This window comes from Pseudonocardia sp. 73-21 (assembly GCF_001899645.1).
Taxonomy (GTDB): Bacteria; Actinomycetota; Actinomycetes; order Mycobacteriales; family Pseudonocardiaceae; genus Pseudonocardia.
In genome coordinates this window covers 77,740-97,948 of the sequence record NZ_MKVV01000111.1, presented here as the reverse complement: position 1 = coordinate 97,948, position 20,209 = coordinate 77,740, and the positions used below count along the sequence as shown (strand labels likewise).

20 protein-coding genes are annotated in these 20,209 nt (G+C 74.0%); 11 read left to right on the top strand and 9 right to left on the bottom strand.

Features of this window, described 5'->3' with window-relative positions:
- Nucleotides 1–21 precede the first annotated feature (21 nt).
- Both BGP03_RS35250 and BGP03_RS35245 read right to left on the bottom strand, forming a co-directional pair.
- Complete coding sequence (locus BGP03_RS35250) at nucleotides 22–2,871, bottom strand: hypothetical protein (protein WP_296373102.1); 2,850 nt, start codon at nucleotides 2,869–2,871, stop codon at nucleotides 22–24.
- Nucleotides 2,868–3,656, bottom strand: a complete 789-nt coding sequence (locus tag BGP03_RS35245; RefSeq protein WP_298801020.1) for a DUF3027 domain-containing protein — start codon at nucleotides 3,654–3,656, stop codon at nucleotides 2,868–2,870. The genes BGP03_RS35250 and BGP03_RS35245 overlap by 4 nt, the downstream gene beginning before the upstream one ends.
- 27 nt (nucleotides 3,657–3,683) lie before the next feature.
- On the opposite strand from BGP03_RS35245, the gene BGP03_RS35240 reads away from it, so the two are divergent.
- The 3 genes from BGP03_RS35240 (at nucleotide 3,684) to BGP03_RS35230 (ending at nucleotide 6,745) form a co-directional block, all read left to right on the top strand.
- A complete protein-coding gene (locus tag BGP03_RS35240) occupies nucleotides 3,684–4,448 on the top strand; it encodes a glutaminyl-peptide cyclotransferase (RefSeq protein ID WP_296373099.1) in 765 nt (254 codons plus the stop codon).
- 132 nt (nucleotides 4,449–4,580) lie between these two features.
- Nucleotides 4,581–6,245 (top strand): MFS transporter, encoded by a 1,665-nt coding sequence (locus BGP03_RS35235; protein WP_296373097.1) that lies wholly within the window; start codon nucleotides 4,581–4,583, stop codon nucleotides 6,243–6,245.
- 23 nt (nucleotides 6,246–6,268) lie between these two features.
- The gene (locus BGP03_RS35230) at nucleotides 6,269–6,745 is read left to right on the top strand and encodes a DUF2771 family protein (protein ID WP_296373095.1); all 477 of its coding nucleotides are present in this window, start codon (nucleotides 6,269–6,271) and stop codon (nucleotides 6,743–6,745) included.
- Between the two features lie 4 nt (nucleotides 6,746–6,749).
- Here the strand turns inward: BGP03_RS35230 and BGP03_RS35225 are convergent, their stop codons facing one another.
- Both BGP03_RS35225 and BGP03_RS35220 read right to left on the bottom strand, forming a co-directional pair.
- Nucleotides 6,750–7,136: a cold-shock protein gene (locus BGP03_RS35225; protein ID WP_296373093.1), complete on the bottom strand. Its 387-nt coding sequence runs from the start codon at nucleotides 7,134–7,136 to the stop codon at nucleotides 6,750–6,752.
- Nucleotides 7,137–7,457: 321 nt separating this feature from the next.
- Nucleotides 7,458–9,125: an AMP-binding protein gene (locus tag BGP03_RS35220; protein WP_298801021.1), complete on the bottom strand. Its 1,668-nt coding sequence runs from the start codon at nucleotides 9,123–9,125 to the stop codon at nucleotides 7,458–7,460.
- Between the two features lie 84 nt (nucleotides 9,126–9,209).
- On the opposite strand from BGP03_RS35220, the gene serS reads away from it, so the two are divergent.
- From serS to BGP03_RS35180, 8 genes are all read left to right on the top strand, one after another.
- Nucleotides 9,210–10,475 carry a serine--tRNA ligase gene (gene serS, locus BGP03_RS35215; RefSeq protein ID WP_296373089.1) on the top strand — a complete coding sequence of 422 codons (1,266 nt, stop codon included), beginning with the start codon at nucleotides 9,210–9,212 and terminating at the stop codon, nucleotides 10,473–10,475.
- 204 nt (nucleotides 10,476–10,679) lie between these two features.
- Entirely contained in the window at nucleotides 10,680–11,183 is a 504-nt protein-coding gene (locus BGP03_RS35210; RefSeq protein ID WP_296373087.1) for a hypothetical protein, read from the top strand.
- Nucleotides 11,180–12,118: an FAD:protein FMN transferase gene (locus tag BGP03_RS35205; RefSeq protein ID WP_298801023.1), complete on the top strand. Its 939-nt coding sequence runs from the start codon at nucleotides 11,180–11,182 to the stop codon at nucleotides 12,116–12,118. The genes BGP03_RS35210 and BGP03_RS35205 overlap by 4 nt, the downstream gene beginning before the upstream one ends.
- A gap of 11 nt (nucleotides 12,119–12,129) precedes the next feature.
- Nucleotides 12,130–12,684: a ferric reductase-like transmembrane domain-containing protein gene (locus BGP03_RS35200; RefSeq protein ID WP_298801024.1), complete on the top strand. Its 555-nt coding sequence runs from the start codon at nucleotides 12,130–12,132 to the stop codon at nucleotides 12,682–12,684.
- Nucleotides 12,681–13,967, top strand: coding sequence for an NADH-ubiquinone oxidoreductase-F iron-sulfur binding region domain-containing protein (locus tag BGP03_RS35195; RefSeq protein WP_298801025.1), 1,287 nt, complete (start codon nucleotides 12,681–12,683; stop codon nucleotides 13,965–13,967). Before BGP03_RS35200 ends, BGP03_RS35195 begins: the two co-directional genes overlap by 4 nt.
- The gene (locus tag BGP03_RS35190) at nucleotides 13,964–14,230 is read left to right on the top strand and encodes a ferredoxin (RefSeq protein ID WP_298801027.1); all 267 of its coding nucleotides are present in this window, start codon (nucleotides 13,964–13,966) and stop codon (nucleotides 14,228–14,230) included. The genes BGP03_RS35195 and BGP03_RS35190 overlap by 4 nt, the downstream gene beginning before the upstream one ends.
- A gap of 182 nt (nucleotides 14,231–14,412) precedes the next feature.
- Nucleotides 14,413–15,000 carry an aldehyde dehydrogenase family protein gene (locus tag BGP03_RS35185; RefSeq protein WP_296373079.1) on the top strand — a complete coding sequence of 196 codons (588 nt, stop codon included), beginning with the start codon at nucleotides 14,413–14,415 and terminating at the stop codon, nucleotides 14,998–15,000.
- A gap of 30 nt (nucleotides 15,001–15,030) precedes the next feature.
- Nucleotides 15,031–15,555 (top strand): DUF3558 family protein, encoded by a 525-nt coding sequence (locus tag BGP03_RS35180; RefSeq protein WP_296373077.1) that lies wholly within the window; start codon nucleotides 15,031–15,033, stop codon nucleotides 15,553–15,555.
- Nucleotides 15,556–15,682: 127 nt separating this feature from the next.
- On the opposite strand, the gene BGP03_RS35175 is transcribed toward BGP03_RS35180, so the two are convergent.
- From BGP03_RS35175 to BGP03_RS35155, 5 genes are all read right to left on the bottom strand, one after another.
- Complete coding sequence (locus BGP03_RS35175) at nucleotides 15,683–16,843, bottom strand: S8 family peptidase (RefSeq protein WP_296373074.1); 1,161 nt, start codon at nucleotides 16,841–16,843, stop codon at nucleotides 15,683–15,685.
- Nucleotides 16,844–17,062: 219 nt separating this feature from the next.
- Entirely contained in the window at nucleotides 17,063–18,157 is a 1,095-nt protein-coding gene (locus BGP03_RS35170) for an ATP-binding cassette domain-containing protein (RefSeq protein ID WP_298801028.1), read from the bottom strand.
- Entirely contained in the window at nucleotides 18,154–18,987 is an 834-nt protein-coding gene (locus BGP03_RS35165) for an ABC transporter permease (RefSeq protein ID WP_298801029.1), read from the bottom strand. The genes BGP03_RS35170 and BGP03_RS35165 overlap by 4 nt, the downstream gene beginning before the upstream one ends.
- Nucleotides 18,984–19,772: a molybdate ABC transporter substrate-binding protein gene (gene modA / locus BGP03_RS35160; RefSeq protein ID WP_298801064.1), complete on the bottom strand. Its 789-nt coding sequence runs from the start codon at nucleotides 19,770–19,772 to the stop codon at nucleotides 18,984–18,986. The genes BGP03_RS35165 and modA overlap by 4 nt, the downstream gene beginning before the upstream one ends.
- Nucleotides 19,772–20,176: a TOBE domain-containing protein gene (locus BGP03_RS35155; RefSeq protein ID WP_296373068.1), complete on the bottom strand. Its 405-nt coding sequence runs from the start codon at nucleotides 20,174–20,176 to the stop codon at nucleotides 19,772–19,774. The genes modA and BGP03_RS35155 overlap by 1 nt, the downstream gene beginning before the upstream one ends.
- Between the last annotated feature and the right edge of the window lie 33 nt (nucleotides 20,177–20,209).

The window sequence follows — 20,209 nt, the reverse complement described above, 5'->3', positions numbered from 1 at the left end:
GTAGCACGCGCAGGGGGTGGTTCACCTGTCAACCTCCTCGGCGGCGAGCAGCCCGAGCAGGGCCCGCAGGGGGTCCTCGGCGTGCCACCGGCCCTGCGCGTCGACCCAGGTCGGGACGCGGAACCGGCCGGTCACGGGTCTCGTGACCGTCACCCACAGCTCGTCGTGGTGCTGGAACCCACCGGGCGGCACCCTGATGCCCAACGTGTGACACGCCACGACGACCTCGCCCAGCTCGGCCCAGGCCGTGAACGAACCCTCGCCGTGCACGTCGGCGGCCACCACCTCGGTGGCCGACGGCAGGTCGAGCAGCTCGGCCAGCGCGACCGGGTCGCCGCCGATCACCAGGTCGTTCGCCGGGAGCACCGCCGCCGGCCACGGGGCGTCCAGCACCATCGCGACGTCGACGTGGGCGACGCTGCCGTCCAGGGCGCGGACGTGCTCGGGCAGGTCGAGATCGGCGGCGTCGACGCGGCCGGCGGCCACCGCGTCGGCCAGCGCGACGTGCGCGTCGGCGACGAGCGCGGCGGCGGGCCGGCGGGCCGGGTCGGCGAGGCGGGCGAGCAGGTCGTCGGCGGCGCGGGCGTCGGCGATGCGCAGGCCGGCCCGGACGCCGACGGCGGTGAGGAAGTTGTCATCGATCTCGCGACTCGGTCGCACGCAGACCCCGACTCGCGGAACGGCGTCGTAGAGCGCCGCCAGGGTCTCGGCGGACGGGAGGCGCCAGTGGCCGGGGCGGTGGCCGTCCAGGCGGGCGTGCCGCGCGAGCCACCATGCCGTGTACGAGGCCGGGGCGGTGACCGCCGCGCGGGTGTCGCGGTCGGCGGCGAGCAGGGCCAGCGCGTCGGGCCAGGCGTCGTCGTCGACGAGGTCCAGGTCGCGGACGGCCACGAGCCGGGCGGGCGGGGCGTCGAGGGTGTCCCACCAGCGCTCCTCGTCGTCGAGGTCGTGGTCGGGGCCGACCGGCGCCTCGTCGACCACCAGCGCGAACCCGTCGAGCACGCCGACCGCCGTCAGCACCGGACGCGGGAACCGCTCCGCCCAGGACGCGTCGAGCACGCCCATCGGACTGTCCGCGGCGAGCAGGGGCCGCACGGCCGCGTCGGGCAGGACGAGCTCGTCGGCGCGCGACGGGCGGCCCTCGTCGTCCGGGAGCGCCAGGGCGGCGAGCGCTGCGGGGGCGCTGCCGAGCTCGCCGACCAGTGCGAGCACCGCCTCGGCCAGCGACGCCGTGTCGAGGCCGGCGTCGGCGTCGTCCACGGAGCGGTCGACGGCGTCGGCGAGCGCCGGGTGCTCCAGCAGCGCGGACGCGTCGGCGTCGGTGGCGCCGAGCCGGCGCAGCAGCGGGTGCACGGCGTCGGGGTCGGCGATGTGCAGGCCGGTGAGCCCCAGCTCCGCGAGACCGTGGTCGTCCCCGACGGGCAGCAGCGCCGTGGCCGGGCCGGACGCGGTGCGTCCCCCGGCGAGCGGCACGGGCAGGGCGCGCAGGTCGTCGACGAGGCCGGGGACGGTCTCGACGAGCGGCTCCAGCTCGCCGTAGAGGGTGCGCCACCACGACGGCGGGCGGTCGACCCCGAACAACCGCTCCACGAGCTCGGCCGCGCCGAGGCGGTGGGCGCCCAGCTCGGCGAGCGGGGTGGGCACGACCGGCGGGGCGAGCAACCGCTCGAACCCGCCGGCTTCGGCGAGCAGCCCCGGAAGACGGTCACCGGGCAGGTCCAGCCATTCCGCACGGCCGGGTGCCAGCTCCCCGCCGCCCGCCGCGGGCAGCCAGGCCGCGCCCCGCAGGGCGTGGATCAGGAGGTCACGCAGCCGGCCGTCGAGCTCGGAGCGCGGGAAGCCGGGCTCGGGCACCAGCGCGAGCCGGTCGGCGGGGGCGGTGGCGCGGACCAGGTCGAGATAGGTGGCCGCCGCGGCGTCGAGGACCTGTTCGGTGGCCGGGCCCTTGCGGACGCGGCGCCGGTCGGGCTCCAGGGGCAGCGTCGCGATCAGCCGGGCCGGCAGGTTCAGGCGCTCCCCCGTGGCCGTCGGGGCGTGGGCGACCTCGTCGTCGGGAAGCGGGGCGTCGAGCGGCAGCGCCCACGTGACCGACCATGCGCGCCGGTCGCGCTGCTCGGCGGCGGCATCGTGCGTGGCGGCGTCGAGGAGGCCGGTGCGGCGCGCGACCCGCCAGCTCTGCACACCGATCCGCACCACGCCGGCGTCCTCGGTGCGGCGCAGGACCGTGCCGTCGAGGTCGATCTCGACGAGCCCGGGCAGCGCCAGCAGCAGGTCGGGGGCGGTGGTGCGGGCGTGCTCCAGCAGGGCGGCGACGGCGGCCGACGGGCGCAGCGGAAGCCGGACCTCCGTGGCGTAGGTCGCCGGGGGCTCCTCGTCCACCGGCCAGACCAGCCGCAGCACCGGGGGCTCGTCGCGGCGGGCCAGCTCGGCGGCCGGACCCGCCATCGCCCCGACCGCCTCCACCGTGCGCGCCGCCGAGAACGCGACCGCGCCCGTCGTGCTCACCACGCGCGGCGCGTCGGACACGGCCAGCACCGCCGCGAACCCGACGCCGAACCGGCCGACCGAGCCCGCGTCGTCCCGTTTCGCCGACGCGCGCAGGGAGGCCAGCGCCGCGACGCCGGCCGGGGTCAGCGGCGTGCCGGTGTTGGCGACGCGCAGCTCCCCGTCGGTCACGCGGACGCGCAACCGCCCGGCGCCGTCCGACACGTCGGCGGCGTTCTGGGCCAGCTCGACGAACCAGGCGTCGGCGTAGCCGCCGAGGCGCAGGTCCTCCTCGGCGTTGGCGTCCTCGCGGAACCGGGTGGGCGAGGCGGCCCACGCGTCGAGGACGGCGGTGCGCAGTGCCTCCGTGCCGAAGGGGTCGGTCACTCCTGGTCGGGGGCGGCGGCCGGCTCGGCGACCTCGAGATCCACCCCGTCGTCGTAGACCAGCTCCGCGACGGCGACCGGCGAGGTGACCTCGACCTGCACGTCGGAGTGGGCGCCGCAGCCGAACCCGACCTCGACGACGGCGCCGTCGGCCGGGGCGTACTCGTTGCCGCAGACGCCGAACGAGCCCCGCAGCGAACCGGCGAGCGACAGGAAGAAGCCGCAGGTGCCGCACTGGCCGGGGGCGGCGCGGGCCATGTCCGCTCCGGGGCCGTGCGGGCCGTCGTGCCAGCGCTGGGCGGCTTCCTCGCGGCCGAGCCGGGAGAGCACCTTCTCCCGGCCCAGCCCGATCTCGACCGCGACGTCCTCGACCGCGGGATCGTCGGACGCGACGTAGGCGGGCACCAGGCGCTCGTCACCCTCGGGCGGGGGCAGCAGGTCGCCGACGCCCAGGTCACCGGGCCGGATCCGCTCGTCCCACGGCAGCCACGCGGGCGCGACGAGCGCGTCGGGGCCGGGCAGCAGCACGACCTCGCTGACGGTGGCCGGCGCGTCGACCCCGCCGCTGGACAGCGTGACCGACCAGCGCCACCCTCGGTAGCCGCCCTGGGTGGCCTCGAAGTAGTGCGTGACGGCGCCGGGGTCTTCCTCGACCGCCTCGATGTGCGCACCGACGGCCGTGGCGGCCAGGTCGGATCCGAGGTCGGCGGTGGCCTCCTCCACGGCGGCGGCGCGCGCGAGGGCCACCGCGTCCACGAGGAGGGCGGGCGGGTCGACGGTGTTCACCCTGGGGATTGTGCCACCCTGCGGGCCATGACCTTCGGGCGCGCGCTGGCCGGTGCGCTGGTGCTCGCCATGGCGGGCTGCGGGGCGGCCGCGCCGCCGTCGACGGTGCCGGTCCTGCGTCCGCAGGTGCTGGCCGAGATCCCGCACGACACGTCGGCGTTCACCGAGGGTTTCGAGGTGGACCGGGGCGTGCTCTGGGAGAGCACGGGGCTCGCGGGGAAGTCGCAGCTGCGTGAGCTGGACCCGTCCACCGGCGCCGTCCGTCGCGCCGTGCCGCTGCCGGGGCAGCTGTTCGGCGAGGGCCTCTCGGTGGTGGGCGACCGCGTCTGGCAGCTCACCTACCAGGACCGGACGGTGCTGGAGTGGGACCGCGCCACCCTCGCGCTGGTGCGACAGCTCCCTCTCGACGACGAGGGCTGGGGCCTCTGCTTCGACGGCACGCGTTTGGTCCGCAGCGACGGCACCGCCGAGCTGCACTTCCAGGACCCCACCACGTTCGCCCCGACCGGCTCGGTGGCCGTCACGCTCGACGGGCAGCCGGTGGACGACCTGAACGAGCTCGACTGCAGCGGTGGCCAGGTCTGGGCCAACGTCTGGAAGACCGACCGGATCGTGCGCATCGACCCCGCCACCGGCCGCGTCACGGCGCTCGTCGACGCGTCCGGCCTGCTGACCCCCGAGCAGCGGGCGAACACGGACGTCCTCAACGGCATCGCGGCGGTGGGCGACGGCGAGTACCTGCTGACGGGCAAGTTCTGGCCGACGACATTCCGGGTCCGCCTCACCCCCTGACCCGCGAGTCGGCGGTTTCCCGCGCGCGAGTCGGCGGTTTCGGGTGCGCGAGTCGGCACGATCCGGGGAGCCGCCCGGCGTGTGTGCCCGAACCCGTGTCGGCGGCGGTACCCATCAGACAGAATGGACGTCGTGGCCCGACCCGAGAAACCCGAACCCCGACGCGGGCTCCGCGTGCGGCGGAAGTGGGCCACCGTCGACGGCTCCCCGCCGCCGCAGCCGCCGCGGCCGATGCCCGTCGAGCCGCCGCAGGACCCGTACGCCCCACGTCGGCGCTACCCGTGGCACGACGACCCCGACTACGACCCCGCGGCCCACCGCCGCACCCCGCCGCCCCAGCCCTGGACGCCTCCCCCGGACGCCCGCGACGAGGTGCCGTGGTCGGCGGCCGGACCGCCGCCCGTCACCGAGGAACCGCGGCCCGACGAGCGGCCCACCCCGCAGATGCCGCGCAAGGTCACCGTCACGCGCGTGGCCGCGATGCGCAGCCGGGAGCTCGCCGGCAACGGCATCCGGGCGTTCCAGCGCGCCGCCACGGCCGACGGCGCCGACCGCTCCGGGCTCACCGCACTCACCTACGCCACGATGATGACCTACGCGGTCGACGCCGCGGTGGCCGTCGCGCTGGCCAACACGCTGTTCTTCGCCGCGGCCAAGGCCGAGAGCATCACCAACGTCGCGCTCTACCTGGCGATCACCGCGGCACCGTTCGCCGTGGTCGCGCCGGTGATCGGCCCGCTGCTCGACCGGCTGCAGCGCGGTCGGCGCGCCGCGCTCGCCGTCTCGTTCGCCGGGCGCGCCGTGCTCGCGGTGGTGATGGCGTTCAACTACCACACGTGGCTGCTCTACCCGGCCGCGCTGGGCACGCTGGTGCTGAGCAAGTCGTTCGTCGTGCTCAAGGCGGCGGTCACGCCGCGGGTCCTGCCACCCACCATCACGCTCGTCACCACCAACTCGCGGCTCACCACGTTCGGGTTGGTGGCGGGCGGGGTGTTCGGCGGCATCACGGCCGGGGTCGCCTACCTGTTCGACTCACCGGGCGCGCTGATCTTCACCGCCGCGCTGGCGGTCGCCGGGTTCCTGCTGTGCCTGCGCATCCCGAGGTGGGTGGAGTCCACCGCCGGCGAGGTCCCGGCCCAGCTGCGCAGCACGCGCCGGGGCAGACGCCGGCCCATGGGGCGCGGGGTGGTCCTCGCGCTGTGGGGCAACGGCTCCATCCGTGTGCTCACGGGGTTCCTCACGCTGTTCGTGGCGTTCGTCGTCAAGAGCGAACCCGGCATGGACGCCGCCCACCAGCTGTTCCTCATCGGCATCGTGGGCGCGGCGGCGGGGGTGGGTTCGTTCGCCGGCAACGCGGCCGGTTCCCGTCCGCGCTTCATCGCCAACTCCGATCTGATGATCGTCATCGCGGTCACGCTGGCCGTGGCCGTCGCCGTGCTGGCCGCGGTCCTGCCGGGCATCGCCACGGCCGCGGCGGTCGGGCTCGTGGGAGCCACGGTCAGCGCGCTGGCCAAGGTCTGCCTGGACGCGGTGATCCAGCGCGACCTCCCGGAGGAGTCGCGCGCGTCGGCGTTCGGGCGGTCGGAGACGGTCCTGCAGCTCGCGTGGGTGTTCGGCGGCGCGCTGGGCGTCCTGCTCCCGCACGACACGTACTGGCTGGGGTTCACCGTCGTCGCCGTAGCGGTGGCGCTGCCTGCCCTGCAGACGGTGCTGATCAGCCGGGGTCACACCCTGCTGCCGTTCCTGGGCCCGCGCGGCCGCTCCGGCGACGCGACCACCGTCCGCACCGGGACCTGACACCGTCTCCGTAGGCTGATCGGGTGCTCCGCCGACTGCTTCCCGTACTGGCCGCCGCTCTCCTGGTGGCGGGGTGCAGCGGATCCACGCCACACCCGGACGTCACCTTCACGGCCGGCGCCACGAGCGTCGTCGCGAAGCCGACGCAGTACTGCGACATCGACCTGACCCACTGCAACTCCGACGCCGGCGCCCCCGTCGAGCTGGCGGTGCCGGTGGGCACGCCGTTGCAGATCGACGTGCCCGAGGAGATCTCGTCGACGCCGTGGCAGGTGGTGTTCAGCTACCGCGACGGCAAGGGCGCGCAGACCGACGGCCGCAGCCCCGTGTTCAACGTGAACGCGCAGAAGACCTACAGCCTGCAGCTCCCGGGGGCCACCGACCGGCTGCTGGCCGCGCAGGTGCAGCAGTACGGGCCCCCGCCGCAGGCCAACCCGCAGACGGGAGAGCTGGAGTTCCCCATCCGGGCGAGCTGGGTGCTGACGACGAAGGCCCAGTAGTCGATCAGCCGTCGAGGTCGCGGGCCACGGCGCGGACGACCTCGGCGGCCAGCTTCGACGCCTTGCGGTCGGGGTAGCGGCCGCGACGGAGGTCGGGCTGCACCTTGTCCTCGAGCAGCCTGATCATGTCCTCGATGAGGCTGTGCAGATCCTCGGCGGGCCGGCGCGTGCCCTCGACCGCGGACGGAGGTGCTTCGATCAGACGCACCGACAGCGCCTGCGGGCCCCGCCGTCCCTCGGCCATACCGAACTCGACGCGCTGGCCCTGCTTCAACGACTCCACGCCCGCGGGCAGTGCCGCCTTCCGGACGTAGACGTCCTCGCCGCCGTCCTGCGCGAGGAAGCCGAACCCCTTGTCGGCGTCGTACCACTTGACCCTGCCGCTCGGCACCGTCTTCACCTTCATCTTCGATCGTTTCGCGCACGGTGAGGACCGCACGACAAACGCGCCCTGGTATCTGGTTCGCCGCATACTGCTGATCGGCTCGCCGAGCGACACCGGGACGCGCTGGGACCAGCTTAGTCCCGTAGGGGTGGTGGATGCACGACCAAAGACCAGGTGGGTCGATGCGGTGGGTGGAGCACGGCCGGGAGAGCGCCCGCCGGTGGCAGTGCTCTCCGGCAGCACATCGTGGGCGCCGGTCCGGCAGGGCCCGCAGCTCGAGCCACCGCCGGGAACGAGGGCTCGCGCTCGCGTCAGCCGTGTTCGCGCTCAGGCGTTCTTCACCGCCGCCGCGTCGCCGAGATCCAGCATCTCCACGCTCCGCTCGCGCATCTCCACCTTGCGGACCTTCCCCGTCACCGTCATGGGGAACTCGTCCACCACCATCACGTAGCGCGGGATCTTGTAGTGGGCCAGCTTGCCGCTGGCGAACTCCTTGACCTTCTCGGCCGTCAGCGGCTCGGCGCCGTCGCGCAGGGTGACCCACACGCACAGCTCCTCGCCGTACTTGGCGTCCGGCACGCCGATGACCTGGGCGTCGAGGATGTCGGGGTGGGAGTAGAGGAACTCCTCGATCTCGCGGGGGTACACGTTCTCGCCGCCGCGGATCACCATGTCCTTGATGCGGCCGGTGATGTTGAGGTAGCCCTCGCTGTCCATGATCCCGATGTCGCCGGTGTGCATCCAGCGGGCGCGGTCGATGACGTCGGCCGTCTTCTGCGGCTCCTCCCAGTAGCCGAGCATCACCGAGTAGCCGCGGGTGCAGAGCTCGCCGGGTTCGCCGCGGGGCAGCGTGAGGCCGGTCTCGGGGTCGACGACCTTGACCTCCAGGTGCGGCAGCACCCGCCCGACGGTGGAGACGCGGCGCTCCAGGGAGTCGTCGGCGCGGGTCTGGGTGGAGACGGGCGAGGTCTCGGTCATGCCGTAGCAGATCGTCACCTCGGACATGCCCATCCGGTCCACGGCCTGCTTCATGATCTCCACCGGGCACGGGGAGCCGGCCATGATGCCCGTGCGCAGCGACGACAGGTCGTAGTCGGGGAACGTGGGGTCGTTGAGCTCCGCGATGAACATCGTCGGCACGCCGTAGAGCGAGGTGCACCGCTCGGCGGCGACGGCGTGCAGCGTCGCCTTGGGTTCGAAGCCGGGGCCGGGGATCACCATCGTCGCGCCGCTGGAGGTGCAGGCCAGGTTGCCCATCACCATGCCGAAGCAGTGGTAGAAGGGCACGGGGATGCAGACGCGGTCGACGTCGGTGTAGCCGCAGGTCCGGCCCACGAAGTAGCCGTTGTTGAGGATGTTGTGGTGGCTCAGCGTGGCGCCCTTGGGGAAGCCCGTGGTGCCGGAGGTGTACTGGATGCAGATGGGGTCGTCGGCGGCCAACTCCCGTCCCACCGCGGCGAGGTCACCCGTCGTGCCGGACGCCATGAGCTGGTCCCAGTCGGGGGTGCCGATGAGGATCACCTGGCGCAGACCGGGGCAGTTCGGCCGCACCTCTTTGATCATCGCGGCGTAGTCGGATGTCTTGAAGCTCGTGGCCGCCACCAGAACCGAGATGCCGGCCTGGTTGAGCACGTACTCCAGCTCGTGGGTGCGGTAGGCCGGGTTGACGGTGACCAGGATGACGCCGATCTTGGCCGTGGCGTACTGCGTGATCGTCCACTCGGCGAGGTTCGGAGCCCAGATCCCGAGCCGGTCACCCTTGGCCATCCCGGCGGCGAGCAGGCCGCGCGCGGCGGTGTCGACGTCGGCCTGCAGCTGCGACCAGGTCCACCGCCGACCCGTCTGCATCTCCACCATCGCCTCGCCGTCGGGGTACGCGGCGACGGTGCGGTCGAAGTTGTCGCCGATGGTGTCGCCGAGCAGGGGAACGTCGGAGACTCCGGAGGCGTACGAGGGCTGCGCCGGAGCGCTCTGGGCGGGAGTGGCTGTGGACACACACGCATCTTGCGACGACCGCTGCGCGGACGCCACCTCCGGATGGGGAGGAAACCGTTCGAACGGCCCCGATACCCTGGGGCGATGCACGATCCCCGCGCGCTGCTCGACCCCACCACCGACGCCGTCCGCCGCCTGGCCCGCAAGGGCTACGCGCTCGACGTCGCCTCGCTCGACAAGCTGCTCGCGGGCCGCAACTCCGCGATCCAGCGTGGCGACGAGGCCCGGGCGGAGTCCAAGCGCGTCGCCACGTCGGTGAAGGGCGCCTCGCCGCAGGAGCGCCCGGCCCTGGTGGAGCGTGCGCGCGACCTCAAGGGCGTCGTCGCGGCGGCCGAGGAGGAGAGCAGGGCGCTCGACGCCGAGCTGCAGGACCTGCTGCTCGGCATCCCGAACCTGCCGCTCGACGAGCTGCCCGACGGCACCTCGGACGCCGACGCCGAGCTCGTCCGCACGTGGGGCGAGAAGCCGGAGATCGCCGACCCGCTCGACCACGTCGACCTCGGCGAGAAGCTCGGCATCCTCGACCTGACCCGCGCCACGAAGCTCTCGGGCCCGCGGTTCGCCGTGCTCAAGGGCCGGGGCGCCAAGCTGGAACGCGCGCTCGCCCGCTACTTCCTCGACCTCGCCGAGCAGCACGGCTACACCGAGTTCTCGGTGCCCACGCTGGTCAACCGCGCCACGATGACCGGCACCGGCCAGCTGCCGAAGTTCGCGGAAGACCTGTTCAGGACGGGTACCGACGACCGCGAGCTCTACCTCATCCCCACCGCCGAGGTGCCGCTGACGAACCTGCACGCGCAGGAGACGCTGGCGCTGGAGGACCTGCCGCTCGCCTACACCGCCCACACGCCCTGCTTCCGCTCGGAGGCCGGCTCGTACGGGCGCGACACCCGCGGCCTGGTGCGGCTGCACGAGTTCTCGAAGGTCGAGCTCGTGCGCCTCGTCGACCCCGCCACCAGTCGCGACGCGCTGGAGCTGCTGGTCGGCCACGCCGAGGCGGTGCTGCAGGGCCTCGGGCTGACCTACCGCGTGGTGAAGCTCGCCGCGGGCGACACCGGCTTCTCGGCGCAGATGACCTACGACATCGAGGTGTGGCTCCCCGGCCAGGACGCCTACCGCGAGATCGCCTCGGCGTCGGACTTCGGCACGTTCCAGGCCCGCCGCGCCGGCATCCGCACCAAGGCCAAGGACGGCACGCGCGGCTTCGCGGGCACCCTGAACACCTCGGGGCTCCCGATCGGACGCACGCTCGTCGCCCTCCTGGAGCAGGGGCAGCAGCCCGACGGCTCGGTCCGCATCCCCGAGGCGCTCGTCCCCTACACCGGGTTCGACACGCTCACCGCTTCCTGAGCCACCGCTCGCCCGCAGGCCGCGGCCGCTGACCCGGTGATCGGCAACCTGAGAACCGATCACCGCCGAACGGACCAACGCCGCGCAGCGTTCGGCGGTACGGCAGCCGTTCGTCGCGGTGATCATGCCGGACGCTGGGTCGATCGCAACCCCCACTCTCAGGAATGCGGACGCGGCAATCCGCGCTGATTACCGTCCGACGCCATGAGGACCCAGCGACACTCACCGGCAGCCGCCACCCACGGAGCCCGCACCCGTGACGCCGGACGCCGCCGGATCGTCGGGGCCACGTCGCTGAGCGCCGTCGGCGGCACCGCGCTCGCCGTGACGTTCGGAGCCCTGTTCGCCCAGTCGACGGCGGCCGCGGAGACGGCGGCACCCGCTGCGGCCCCCGTGGCCGACGTGACGGCGACGACCCCGTCGGCGACGGCGGCCCCTGCACCCGTCGCCGTTACGGCGGCCCAGCCCGCGCTCCAGCCCGCGCCCCAGGCCGCGCCCCGGCCCGCGGCACCGCAGAAGGTCGCCCCGCAGGCCCACGTCGCCGCTCCCCCCGTCGCCACCACCACGAAGGCCGCCCCGAAGGTCGTGACCACCACGACCGACGCCGTCGCCCCGCCGGCCTCGGCCCCGAAGGTCGCCAGCACGACCCCCACGACGGACGCCACCACCACCGCCCCGACGACCCACGCCACGTCGGGCGCGACGTGACCGGTCTGAAGCTGATCAGCCTCGCGGACCGGATCGAGCTCACGGCCCTGGGCACCACCGCGGTGCTGGTCGTCACCGAGCCCCGCGCGCTGGACCGGGCCGAGGACGTGCTGCGCAGCGAGCTGACCGCCGTCGACGAGGCCTGCAGCCGGTTCCGCGCCGACTCCGAGATCTCCCGGCTGCATGACCGCGCCGGCTCCACGGTCGTCGTCAGCCCCCTGCTGGCCGAGGCCCTGTCCGTCGCGATGCGGGCCGCCGCCCTCACCGACGGCCTCGTGGACCCCACCGTCGGCGACGCCGTGCTGGCCCTGGGCTACGACCGGGACTTCGCCGCCGTGGCGGCCGACCACCCCGAACCCGCGGCCCCCGCCCGCCCCGCGCCGGGCTGGTGGCGGGTGGCCTGGAACCCGGAGACCCGCGAGGTGCTGCTGCCCCGCGGCGTCACGCTGGACCTGGGCGCCACCGCGAAGGCCATGGTGGTGGACCGCATCGCCCTGCGGGCCGCCGAACGGGCCGGGTGCGGGGTGCTCGTCAGCGTCGGGGGCGACGTCCGCGCCGCCGGCCCGGCCCCCGAGGAGGGCTGGCGCCTGGGTGTGGGCGACGACCACAGCCAGGCCGAGCCCGACCTCACGGTGACGATCACCGGTGGCGGGCTGGCCACGTCCGGCACCACGCGGAGGACCTGGCGCCGCGCCGGCCGCACCGTGCACCACATCGTCGACCCGCACACCGGTGACGTGCCCTCCCCCGTGTGGCGGACGGTCACCGCGGCCGCCGCCACCTGCGTCGACGCCAACATCGCCACCACGGCGTCGATCGTCATGGGCGACGCCGCCCCGGGCTGGCTCGCCGAGCGCCGGCTACCCGCCCGCCTCGTCACCGCCGCCGGGGAGATCACGAACACCGCGGGCTGGCCCGCAGAACAGGAGAGCTGACGGTGGGGCAGGTGCTCTGGTTCACCAGCCGGGCGACCGGGCTGGTGTCACTGCTTCTGATCACCGCGACGGTGGTGCTCGGCGCGTCCCACTCGGGACGGGTGGCCTCCACGGGATGGCCGCGGTTCACGCTGCACGCGGTGCACCGCAACCTGTCGCTGCTCACGCTCGCGTTCCTCGTCGTGCACATCGCCACCGCGATCGTCGACCCGTACGCGAAGATCGCCTGGCTGGACGCCGTGGTGCCGTTCACGTCGGTCTACCACCCGTTCGTGCTCGGGCTGGGCGCCGTGGCGTTCGACCTGCTGCTCGCGGTGCTGGTCACCAGCATGCTGCGCGGGCGGATCCCGCTGGGCCTGTGGCGTGGCGTGCACGTCGCCAGCTACGCGATGTTCCCGGTCGTCGTCTGGCACGGGCTGGGCATCGGCGGCGGCGACAGCACGCTGTGGTGGGTGATCGCGCTCACCGTCGCCTGCTGCGTCGCGGTGGTCGGGGCCGCGGCCCGCCGGGTGCTCACCCGCCATCCCGATGCCGTGGCGCGTCGCGCCGTCGGGAGCGTCCGATGACGGCGACGATGGACCCACGGCCACACGTCCGCACAGCGCTCGACGTCGCCCGGCTGTTCGCCCGCGACGCGGACCCCACCCGCACCGCGAACCTCGACGAGCACGAGGACCGCCTCGGCCCGCTCCCCCTGGCCGTCTACCCGAACCGCCCGGGACGCCAGCGGCTGATCGACACCGTCGCTCGGGCAGGCTTGCGCGGTCGCGGTGGCGCCGGGTTCCCCACCGGCGAGAAGCTCGCCGCCGTCGCCGCGGGGAAGGGCCGCGCCGTCGTGGTCGCCAACGGCTGCGAGGGCGACCCCACCAGCGCCAAGGACCAGGCGCTGCTCGCCCGCTCCCCCCACCTCGTGCTCGACGGCATCGCGCTCGCCGCCCACGCCGTCGGCGCCCGCGAGGCGATCCTCTGCGTGCACCGCGACAGCCCCCTGATCGACGTCGTCTACGCGGCACTGCACGAGCGCGACCGCGACACCGTCGCCGTCGAGGTGGTGGAGGTGCCCGACCGCTACGTCGCCAGCGAGGCCTCCGCGCTGGTCAACTTCCTCAACAACGGCGACGCCCGGCCCACCACGACACGGCCGTCGGTGCGCGGGGTGAGGGGGCGCCCGACGCTGGTGGACAACGTCGAGACCCTCGCCCACATCGCTCTCGTCGCCCGCTTCGGCGACGCCTGGTTCCGGGAGGCCGGCACCCCCGACTCGCCCGGCACCCTGCTCGTGACGGTCGGCGGCGCGGTCAACCGGCCCGGCGTCTACGAGATCGAGGCCGGGCTCCCGCTCTCCGACGCCCTGGAGCTGGCGGGCGGCGAGTCCGAGGCGTTGGCGGCCGTGCAGATCGGCGGGCTCGGCGGGAGCTGGCTGCCCATCGACGACGCCGCCGAGCTGCCGCTGGCCCACGAGACCTGCCGTGACGTGGGCATCCCGCTGGGCGTCGCCGCCCTGGTGGCGCTGCCCGCGCGGGCCTGCGGCATCGCCGAGACCGCCCGGATCCTGCGCCACCTCGCCGACGAGTCGGCCGGCCAGTGCGGGCCGTGCATGTTCGGGCTGCCCGCCGTCGCCGACGACATGGAGGCGCTCGCGTACGGCGACGGATCGGTGTCCGGGCAGCTGCACCGGCGGCTCGGCGTCATCCCCGGCCGCGGCGCCTGCTCCCATCCCGACGGCGCCGTCCGACTCGCGGTCACCGCACTGCACACGTTCGCCGACGACGTGGCCGCCCACGCGCACGGCGAGCCGTGCCACGCGGCGCAGGGCCCGTTCTGGACACCCCTTCGGATCCCCGCGTGAGCACGCTGAGGCTCGACCCGATCATGTGCCACGCCCACGGCCTCTGCGCGGAGCTGCTGCCCGAGCTCGTCGAGCTCGACGAGTGGGGCTACCCGCTACTGGACCCCGACGAGGTGCCGCCGGAGCTCGAGGCGGCGGCGAAGCGCGCGGCGGCGGCCTGCCCCACCCTCGCGCTGAAGCTCGAACGGTCCGTCGTTCCCGTACCAGCACCCCGAGAGGCAGGCCGGCCATCGGGTGCACTGTCGCTCCCCCGGCACGGGTGACCGCCCCCGTCACCAGCGAGGGTGGTGGGCCACCACCACGCGCCCCCCTCCGCGTTGACCAGCGCCGCCGGTCGGTCGATCCGGTGCAGCAGCGGTAGCAGGCGGGCTCCAGCCAGCTGTTGACGATGTCGGCCCCGACGACGCCGAGGAACCCCCCGCCGCGGCGCAGCGGCACGGTGAACGTGAGCGTGTACTCCTCGGTGCACAGCCGGTCGACGTACGGCCCGGTGACGTGCCGGGCCCCCGTCTCGCGCGGGATCGCGAACCACGGCAACACGCTGGTGCTCAAGCCGTCGGACCCCACCCCGGCCAGCACCGACCACGACATCCCCGCGATGGTGGCCATCACCGGCAGCGTCGCGGCGGCCAAGGCGGTGGCGCAGGCCGCCTCCAAGCGCGTCACGAAGGTGCACCTGGAGCTGGGCGGCAACGCGCCGATCGTCGTGTTCGAGGACGCCGACATCGCCGGCGCGGCGGCCGACATCGCCGTCGCCGGGGTCTTCAACGCCGGGCAGGACTGCACGGCCGCCACCCGCGTGATCGCCCACGAGAGCCTGGCCGTCGAGCTCGCGGACGCCCTGGCCGCCGAGGCCGCCACCGTGCTGCTCTCGCGCGACGAGCAGTCCGACTCCGAGGACCTCTACATCCCGCCGATCAACAACGCGGCGCAGCTGGACACGGTGGCCGGGCTCGTGTCCCGGGTCGCCGACCACGCCCGGGTGCTCGCGGGCGGTACCCCGGCCGACGGTGCCATGAGCAAGTACGAGTAACACCACATCGGGTTCGGGCGATCTCGGGGAATGACCCGTTTTCTTCCCGTCGCGGCGCTGGCGCTGATCCTGAGCGGCTGCGCGGCGACGCCGGTCATCGGCACGGCGAGCCCCGAGGGTTCGTCGATCACGTCGGCGGTGGCCGCCGCCGGTGAAGCGGCCGGCGGCGGGGGCGGCGGCACCCCCTTCGACGCCTGCGCGCTGGTCTCCGCCGCCGACGTCGAGGCCCTGATCGGGAAGAACGACGGCGGCCGGGCCAGCTCGGCACCGGGGGCCGACGGAGGCGGATGCGTCTGGACGAACAAGGACAACGAGTACTCCGTCTCCGTCGACATCGGCGACACCGACACCGCGATCAACGGCCTGCCCGCTCAGGATCCGGCGTTCGGCGAGGTCGAGCCGCTGCCGGACGGGATGCAGTACTTCGCGGGCGCGGTGGACTTCGCGGCGAAGGGCCGCAAGTGCTCCGTGCAGATCGCCACGAACGAGACGACGGACGGCGGCGACAAGGCCGCGGCCGTGAAGCTGGCGCAGGCGGTGAAGGCCAAGATCTAGCTCACCGGCCCTCGGCCAGGACGCAGTCCGCCGGCACGGGCGAGCCCACCAGCCGGGGTCGACCGACAGGTCCTGCGGCGGCGATCCCGTCGCGGAGGAGGTCGAATCCCGTCATCGGGAGATCCGATCACAGACCGCCCGTGTTGAGCAGCAGGTTCGGGGTGCCGCCCGTGCCGCCCCCGTCGATGACGCCGGGGGTGGCGTGGTCCTCGATCCACTTCTTGACCGTCGCGCTGGGCTGGTCACCGAACGTCTGCTTGTAGAGCGCCGCCACCCCCGCGACGAACGGCGCCGCCATCGACGTGCCCGTGTACGAGGCGGTCTTCCCGCCCGGCACCGGCGCGACGATGCCCGTGCCCGGCGCGTAGAGGCCCACGCAGCCGCCCGTGGACGAGCTCTGGGCGCGCTTGTCGTCGATCGTCGAGTTGGCCACGACCAGCACCCCGACGGCGGCGCGGGGGGCCACCGTGCAGTCGTCGGCGCCGGTGTTGCCCGCCGACGACGCCACGAACACGCCCTGGGCCACCAGCTTCGCCACGGCGGCCACCAGAACGTCCGAGGGGCCGTAGCTCCACGACATCACGGCCACCGACGGGCCGGAGGCGTTCTTCGCGACGTAGTCGATGCCGGAGAGCAGCGTGGAGAGCGTGCCTGAGCCGTTGCAGTCGAGCACCTTCACCGAGCGCACGGTCGCGTCCTTCGCCACCCCGTGCTGCGACGACGCGGCGATGCCGGCCACCACCGTGCCGTGGCCGTCGCAGTCGCCTGCGGTGGAGTCGACGGCGTTCAGCGGCTGGGTGGCGCGCCCGCCGAACTCCGGGTGGGTGGTGTCCACGCCCGTGTCGAGCACGTAGACCGTGACGCCCTTGCCGGTGGCCTTCGTCGTGTACTTCCCGTCGAGGGGCAGGTTGCGCTGGTCGATGCGGTCGAGGCCCCAGTTGGGCGGGTTCAGCTCGACCGACTCGGTCATCGCGGGGGTCACGGCGGCCGGCTCGATCGGGGTGACGCGGCGGTCCTGCTCCACCCCGAGCACCCCCGGCGCGGTCCGGACCTCGCCGAGCTGCGTGGCGTCGAGCGGTGCGGCGAAGCCGGCGAACGCGCTGTCGTAGGTCGCGGTCGGCTGCGCACCGACGGACTCCGCCGCGGCCACCGACGCCGCCGGTGTGGCCGCGTGCACCACGTACGCCACCCGGGCGCTCGCAGCCGAGGCGCTGCCCGTGCCCACGAGCACCGCGGCGATCTGGAGCGCGATCACCACAGGGGCGAAGCGCAGGAACAGGCGTGTCACGTGGAGCGACGGTACGCACGCGGTGTGCGGGGGGCCAGAGACACGATAGGGGCTGGAGTGACGTCAGGGTTCCATGGTGTGACGCTGGGTCGCGGAAGGTTCAGGATCCCGGCCGAACGGCCTTCAGCTCCACGACACGTCGCCGGTCTTCTGCGGCAGCGCGGCGGGGGAACACGCATCCGCGACGTGGTTGAACACCACGTTCCGCGGAAGCGGGGGTCAACTGCTCGCAGGGTGGATCCCGACCTCGGTGGCCTTCACGACGAACCACAGGTCCGCACCGGGTTCCACCGCGAGGTCGGCCACCGCCGCGGGCGTCACGTCGGCGGCCAGGCCGTCCACCCACTGCGGCCCACCCGGAACCGCCCCGGCCCGCAGCCGCACCGTGTTGCCCACGGGCTCGATCGCCGCCAGCCGCACCGGCAGCACGTTGCGCGGGCTGCCCGACGGCCTCTCCGCGTAGACCGCCACCGCCGACGGCGGGAACACCGCCACCGCGGGATCACCCTCGTCCACGCCCTCCGCGTGACCGGAGACCAGCAGCCCGTCGGCCGTGCGCAGGCCGTTCGGGCCGACGACACCGGGGACCAGATCGAGCCCCGCGATCCGCGCCGTGAACGGGCTGCGCGGCCGCGCCAGGACGTCACGGGTGGGGCCCTGCTCCACCAGGCTCCCGTCGGTCAGCACCATGACGCGGTCGGCGAGCACCAGCGCGTCGAGAGCGGAGTGGGTGACGAGCAGCGCGGTCTGCTTGCGGTCGCGGACGACGCGCCGCAGCAGCGACCGCATCGCCGGCGCGGAGTCGACGTCCAGCGCGGCGAGGGGTTCGTCGAGCAGGAGGAGGTCCGGGCCGGGGGCCAGCGCCCGCGCCAGCGCGACGCGCTGCTGCTGCCCGCCGGACATCTGGGACGGCTTGCGGTCGGCCAGCTCGGCCGTGCCGACGGCGGCGAGCAGCTCCCGGGCCCGGGCGTCGGCCTCGGCACGCGACACCCCCTGGGCCCGCGGGCCGAACGCGACGTTGCCGAGCGCCGTGAGGTGCGGGAACAGCAGCGCCTGCTGGGCCAGCAGCCCGACCCCGCGCCGGTGCGGGGCCACGTGCACGCCCGACCCGACGTCGGTGATCATCTCGTCGCCCATGCGGACGTGGCCGCCGTCGGGGTGCAGCAGCCCGGCGAGCACGGAGAGCAGCGTGGACTTGCCCGAGCCGTTGGGCCCGAGCACGGCCAGCACCTCACCCGGCGCCGCGCTCAGCGCGACGTCGAGGGTGAAGGCGGGACGCCGGACGACGATCCGCGCGTCGAGACCCGGAGTCACGCCACCCCCTGCACGGTCCGCGGACGGGCGACGGCGATGACGACGATCGACACCACCACCAGCAGCAACGAGGTGGTCACGGCGGCGTCGACGTCCTCCTCCCGCTGCTGGTAGACGAGCAGGGGCAACGTCTGGGTGACGCCCTGCAGGCTGCCGGCGAACGTGATGGTGGCGCCGAACTCCCCCATCGCCCGGGCGAACGCCAGGATCGCACCCGAGAGCAGCCCGGGCAGGATGAGCGGCACCGTCACCCGGCGGAACGCGAGCGCCGGGGTGGCGCCGAGCGTGGCCGCGATGGCCTCGTAGCGCTCACCCGCCGTCCGGATCGCGCCCTCCAGGCTGACGACGAGGAACGGCAGCGCCACGAACGTCTGGGCGATGATCACCGACGCGGTGGTGAACGGGATCGTGATCCCGAAGGCGAGGTCGATGCCCTTGCCGACGAGGCCGGTGCGGCCCAGCAGGTAGAGCAGCGCGAGCCCGCCCACCACCGGCGGCAGCACCAGCGGCAGCAGCACCACCGAGCGCAGGAACCGCAGCCCGCGCAGGCGGCCGCGGGCGAGCACCACCGCGAGCGGACCGCCCAGTGCGATGCACAGCGCCGTGGCCACCGCCGCCGTCTCCAGCGAGAGCAGCAGCGCGTCCACGGACGCCGAGCTGAGCAGCAGCGCCGGGATGCGCGGCCAGTCGGCCTTCAGCAGCAGGCCGACCACCGGTAGCGCGATGAGCGCGAACGCCAGCGTGGCCGGGAGCCAGAGCCAGCCCGGCAGGGCGACGGCGGCGGCCCGCTCCTCCTCCCGCGCGGGTGCGAGCGGGCCGGCGGACGTCATTTCTTGGCGCCGAACCCGGCCGCCGCCAAGGTCTTCTGGCCCAGCTCACCGGTGACGAGCTCCTGGAACCTGGCCGCGAGGTCGGCCTGCCTCGCGTTCTTGAGCACGGCGATCGGGTAGTTCGTGACGGCCTGGCTCGACTCCGGGAACGAGACGCCCTGCACGGTGCCCTTGGCCGCCGTCACGTCGGTGACGTAGACGAGCGCGGCGTCGGCGTTGCCCGTGGCGACCTTGCTCAGCACCGACTTGACGTCGGGCTCCTCGCTGACCGGCTTGAGCGTCACCCCGGTGGCCTTCTCGACCTTCGCGGCGGCGGCCCCGCAGGGCACCGCGGGCGCGCAGACGACGACCTTCAGGTCGGGCTTCGCGAGGTCGGCGAACGATACGATCTTCTTCGGGTTGCCGGGCACCGTTGCGATCTGCAGCACGTTGGTGGCGAAGATCGTGGGCGCGGCGGTGGTGAGGCTCGCGTCCGTGACCGTCCTCATCGTGGTGTCGCTGGCCGCGGCGAACAGGTCGGCGGGCGAGCCGTTCACGATCTGCTGGGCCAGGTCGGACGAGCCGCCGTAGCTGATCGTCACGGTGACGCCGGGGTTGTCCGTCTCGAACCGGGACTTGAGGGCATTGAAGGTGCCCGTCAGCGACGCAGCGGCGAGGACGGTCAGGGTGCGCACCTCGGGGGCGCTCGAGCCGGGGGCCGGTCCGCTGCTGGTGGACGACGAGCCGCACGCCGCGAGCGTGAGCGCGAGGCCCGCCGCCGTGGCCGTGGCCAGGACACGCTTCATCACGGGTTTCCTCCAGGGGTTTCCACGACGACGTTCGTCGACTTGATCACGGCCACGGCCAGGACGCCGGGCTCCAGCCCGAGATCGCGGACGGCCTCGCTCGACATCAGCGACACCACGCGGTGCGGCCCGCACTGCAGCTCCACCTGGGCCATCACCGTGTCCGTCACGACCGAGGTGACGAGCCCGACCAGCCGGTTGCGCGCGGAGCGCTGCACCACCGAGGGATCGGGCGCGGTGTGCGCGTGGTCGCGGGCGAACGCGACCAGGGCGGCACCGTCGATGACCTTGCGGTTCGAGGCGTCGGCCTCGACGGGGATCGTGCCGGCGTCCACCCGGCGACGGACGGTGTCGTCGCTGACCCCCAGCAGACGAGCGGCGTCGGCGATCCTGAACTGCGGCACGATGCGGATACTAAGTGCGCAGTTGCGAGTTTG

Excerpts from the sequence above, each read along its gene's own strand:
- BGP03_RS35240 (WP_296373099.1), top strand. The coding sequence starts at position 3,684 with ATGACCTTCGGGCGCGCGCTGGCCGGTGCGCTGGTGCTCGCCATGGCG.
- serS (WP_296373089.1), top strand. The coding sequence starts at position 9,210 with ATGCACGATCCCCGCGCGCTGCTCGACCCCACCACCGACGCCGTCCGC.
- BGP03_RS35210 (WP_296373087.1), top strand. The coding sequence starts at position 10,680 with ATGAGGACCCAGCGACACTCACCGGCAGCCGCCACCCACGGAGCCCGC.
- BGP03_RS35195 (WP_298801025.1), top strand. The coding sequence starts at position 12,681 with ATGACGGCGACGATGGACCCACGGCCACACGTCCGCACAGCGCTCGAC.
- BGP03_RS35180 (WP_296373077.1), top strand. The coding sequence starts at position 15,031 with ATGACCCGTTTTCTTCCCGTCGCGGCGCTGGCGCTGATCCTGAGCGGC.
- BGP03_RS35165 (WP_298801029.1), bottom strand. The coding sequence starts at position 18,987 with ATGACGTCCGCCGGCCCGCTCGCACCCGCGCGGGAGGAGGAGCGGGCC.
- modA (WP_298801064.1), bottom strand. The coding sequence starts at position 19,772 with ATGAAGCGTGTCCTGGCCACGGCCACGGCGGCGGGCCTCGCGCTCACG.